The organism is Candidatus Aquicultor secundus, from assembly GCF_002791875.1.
Classification (GTDB): Bacteria; Actinomycetota; Aquicultoria; order Aquicultorales; family Aquicultoraceae; genus Aquicultor_A; species Aquicultor_A secundus.
The window spans coordinates 1-3,608 of record NZ_PFNG01000158.1 but is presented as its reverse complement, the minus strand read 5'-3'; the positions used below and the strand labels follow the sequence as shown (position 1 = coordinate 3,608).

4 protein-coding genes are annotated in these 3,608 nt (G+C 52.0%); 1 reads left to right on the top strand and 3 read right to left on the bottom strand.

Translation table 11 applies throughout. From position 1 onward, the window contains the following. Positions 1–1,238, top strand: a 1,238-nt coding sequence (locus tag COY37_RS06610; RefSeq protein WP_286976886.1) for an ACT domain-containing protein, incomplete at its 5' end; no start/stop codon positions are given. A 25-nt stretch (positions 1,239–1,263) separates the two neighbouring features. On the opposite strand, the gene COY37_RS06605 is transcribed toward COY37_RS06610, so the two are convergent. The 3 genes from COY37_RS06605 to COY37_RS06595 form a co-directional block, all read right to left on the bottom strand. Continuing rightward, the gene (locus COY37_RS06605) at positions 1,264–2,139 is read right to left on the bottom strand and encodes an ABC transporter permease (protein ID WP_286678455.1); all 876 of its coding nucleotides are present in this window, start codon (positions 2,137–2,139) and stop codon (positions 1,264–1,266) included. Further along, complete coding sequence (locus COY37_RS06600) at positions 2,139–3,071, bottom strand: ABC transporter ATP-binding protein (protein ID WP_286678456.1); 933 nt, start codon at positions 3,069–3,071, stop codon at positions 2,139–2,141. The genes COY37_RS06605 and COY37_RS06600 overlap by 1 nt, the downstream gene beginning before the upstream one ends. Before the next feature lie 2 nt (positions 3,072–3,073). Then, positions 3,074–3,608, bottom strand: a 535-nt coding sequence (locus COY37_RS06595) for a DUF4367 domain-containing protein (protein ID WP_286976883.1), incomplete at its 5' end; no start/stop codon positions are given.

Sequence of the window (3,608 nt, the reverse complement as noted above, 5' to 3'; positions counted from 1 at the left end):
TAACGATCGCTGAGGTGCAAAAAATTGGCTCGGGCGCCTACAGCAAGAGCAATCCCCTGCTCAAGCAGATTTACGAGGAGATCGAGCACAAGGACCTGCTGCTTATTGCGGCGCTCCTGCATGACATCGGTAAAGGTTCGGGTAAGGGCCATGCCAAACGCGGCGCCAGAATCGCAAAAGAGGTTTGCGCGCGGATGGGCATGGACGCACGGGATATCAAAACCGTGAGCTTCCTGGTCGAACACCACCTGCTCCTCTCGGATATGGCGACGCGTCGCGATCTTAACGACGAGAACATGATCATCGACCTTGCAGAGATAATCGTCCATGAGGAGAGGCTAAAGATGCTCTATCTCATCTCGATTGCAGATTCGCTCGCAACCGGGCCTAAAGCATGGGATACCTGGAAGGATAACCTGCTGCGGGAACTCTTTTCGAAGGTGCTCCACATTATCAACAGCGGTGAGTATACCGGCAAGAAGAGCATCGGGCAGTTGCGAAAGACCGCGGCAAAGGCAAAAGCGGCCCTTCTTAAGAGCTACGCAGAAGAGGAGATCGACCTCTTTATAAAGCAAATGCCGTACTCTTACCTGCTCGCCCGGTCGAGCGAAGATATTATCGAGCACTTTGAGCTGATGCGAAACCACAGGAAAAGCATTTCGGTTACCGCGGCAAAAAAAGAAGGCGTGTGCGAACTCACATTAATTGCAAAGGATAGGCCAGGGCTTTTTTCTAAGGTATCCGGTGCGCTTGCGCTCAACGGCGTCAATATTCTCGGCGCGCAGGTCTACACCATGTCCGATGGCACCGCACTCGATATATTTAAGGTTGAGGGATATTTCGAGAATTCCATGAGCGAAGACAAGCTGGAAAGAATCCGGCGTGATATCAAACGGGCGCTTGAAGGCAAAATCGCCCTCGAGTACCGCATCGCCGAGAAAGCGAAGAACTACCGGGGAAAAGATGTCTTGCGTAAATCCCCGGAAGTTGAAATCAATAATTCATCCTCGGACTTCTACACGATTATTGAGGTTCACGCCCAGGATAGGATCGGCCTTTTGTACACCATTACCAGGGTGATGTTTGAGCTTAATCTCGACATTCACCTGGCAAAGGTCTCGACAAACGTCGATAAGGTCATCGATGTTTTCTATGTCTGGGATACCTTCGGGCAGAAGCTCTCCGACGAGGAGCAAATAAGCGATATCAAGCACGCGATCGTCATGGCGCTGAGTTAGTCCGCAAGAATATGAAGGAATTTCCTTATCCGATATCTCTCTTAGAGAACGCGCGTACGGCAATCAGCACAAACGCAGCCATGTAGAAAAATGCGTAGACGATCATAGCATTGCTCGGCTGGGAGACGGCGCCAAAGGGTCCGAATGTGAAGTTTGAAAGCGGATTTGTTGACGGCCCGGTGATGATGATGGCTATCATGCGATAGAGCGCATCGACCGGCATAAAAAGACTGGTTACTATACCCGAGGTTACCAGCATTTTTATTTGCGCCATCGCCCCTACCTGCTCGGCCATGCCGCCGATCACCCCGATCGTGTAGACCATAAACGCAATGATGCCGTTAGCCAGCGTCGAGAACTTAGTGCTCCCGGCAATAGTTACGGCAAGCAGCACAAGCGGCTCTAGTATAAACAACCCTACTGCGGGCAGGGTTCCGCTAAGGCTCGACCCGAAGATGAAATGGTTTAATCCCAGAATCGAAACAAAGAGAAGTGTGGCATAGAGCGCCAGCATTAGAGCATAGCCGGTGAATTTACCCAGGATGACATCACGGCGCCTTATCGGTTTGGCTAAAAGCGCATGCAGCATTCCGTTTTCAACTTCGGACGATACCGACCCCACAGCTGAGAAGATGGCAAGAAGAGAGACGATTGAACTTGCGAAATAGATACCCAGCAGCAGGAAGGCCTTTTTTGTAGTATCTTGTATCATGTTGCCCTCTACTTGTGAAAAGTTCCCGCCGCTTGCGCGGAACTCAGCTTCATGGGATGAAATCTCCTGCGCGATAAAATGTAGCCCTATTCCGTAGACCGCAAGAAATAACAGTGTGAGTACAAGCGCCGCGATCAGTATCTTCTTTCTTAAGGCTTCCTTAAACGTCAAACTTGCGATAGTAAGCATTACGCATCACCGTCCCTGACCACGCCCATGAACAGCTCCTCAAGCGTGCGTTTCTTGCGGCTTAAATTATAGAGCTTGCCGCCGCCGGCAACAATCTGCGAGGCGAGTTCGGGGATCATCTCCTCATTCTTGAGCTCGACCAACACGGTGTCGCCTTTGCTCATAAGAACCCGCCCGAACCGTACGAAGTCGCTTCCAAAGAACCCGTTTATATTGCCTGCGGTTATCTCTACTTCAACTTTACCCTTTAAGAGATTATCAAGCGTGCCGCTCTCGACAATCCTGCCGTTCTTGATGATGGCGACCTTATCGCATACCATCTCGATCTCGCTGAGCAAGTGACTGTTTAAAAACACCGCTTTCCCCCGCTCCTTTAGACTTGAGATGATCTCGCGCACCTCCATGCGCCCGATGGGATCAAGCGCCGAGGTGGGCTCATCCAGGAATAAGAGATCGGGGTCGGAGACCAATGCGGCGGCGATGCCGATGCGCTGTTGCATCCCCTTGCTGTACGTGCGGATTTTCGAATCGGCCGCCCCCTTAATCTTAACCAGGCGCAGCATCTCATCGATTCGAGCTTTGTGCCGGTCTCTCGGTACCAGGGCGAGGGCGGCGTGATACCGTAAAAGTTCGCGCCCCGTAAGCCAATCTTGATAGCGGAAATTCTCCGGCAGAAAGCCGATCCGCCGGCGGATAAACACATCGCCAAGCGGCGAACCGAGGAGCCTGGCGCTCCCTGAGGTAGGCTTGATAAGACCGATCAGCATCTTTACAAACGTGCTTTTGCCGGCGCCGTTCGGCCCGAGAAAACCAAATATCTGACCCTCGTCGACCGTGAGGCAGATCTTCTCGCATCCCACTTTTTCACCGTATAGTTTCGTAAGGTCTTTGGTCTCAATAACCGCATTTATCGCCATAGCAATCCGTACCAATGCTACTTCATCGAGGCCGCGATAGCCTGAGCCTGAGCCAGACCCATGTTCTCGCCGCTGATGCCGTAAACGATCCCGTTATTCTGCCAGATCAACGTATTTGCGTTATTGCCGTTGATTCTCTTATTCCGCACCTTATCCGTAGTCATGAAAACCCCGTCCGCTCCGTTGACCTTTACCTGCTCGGTTTTGGTGTAGCCCTCAACCGCAGGAATCGGTAAGGTATGCTGCCAGTCATTGATCTTCTCGAGCTGCTGCCTGATTCCATCGGGGAGGATGGGCAGGCTCAGCAAGACGTCGCGAACTACGTTAGGGTCTACGCCGGCAGGGAAGACAAACTCGGGGCTCTTGCTTTGGACTATCGTTATCGGGGTGGCGTTTTCCCTCGGATAATTAGCCATAATTGCCGCCGAAGTCGTCATCGTGAACTTCTTGCCGTCAAGCCCGGCCGGTAACAAGCTCTTGCCGCCGAACGACTTGATTATCCCATTCGCTTTTTCAACATCGAGCGTAAGACTGGTCGATGTCCCTTGTATC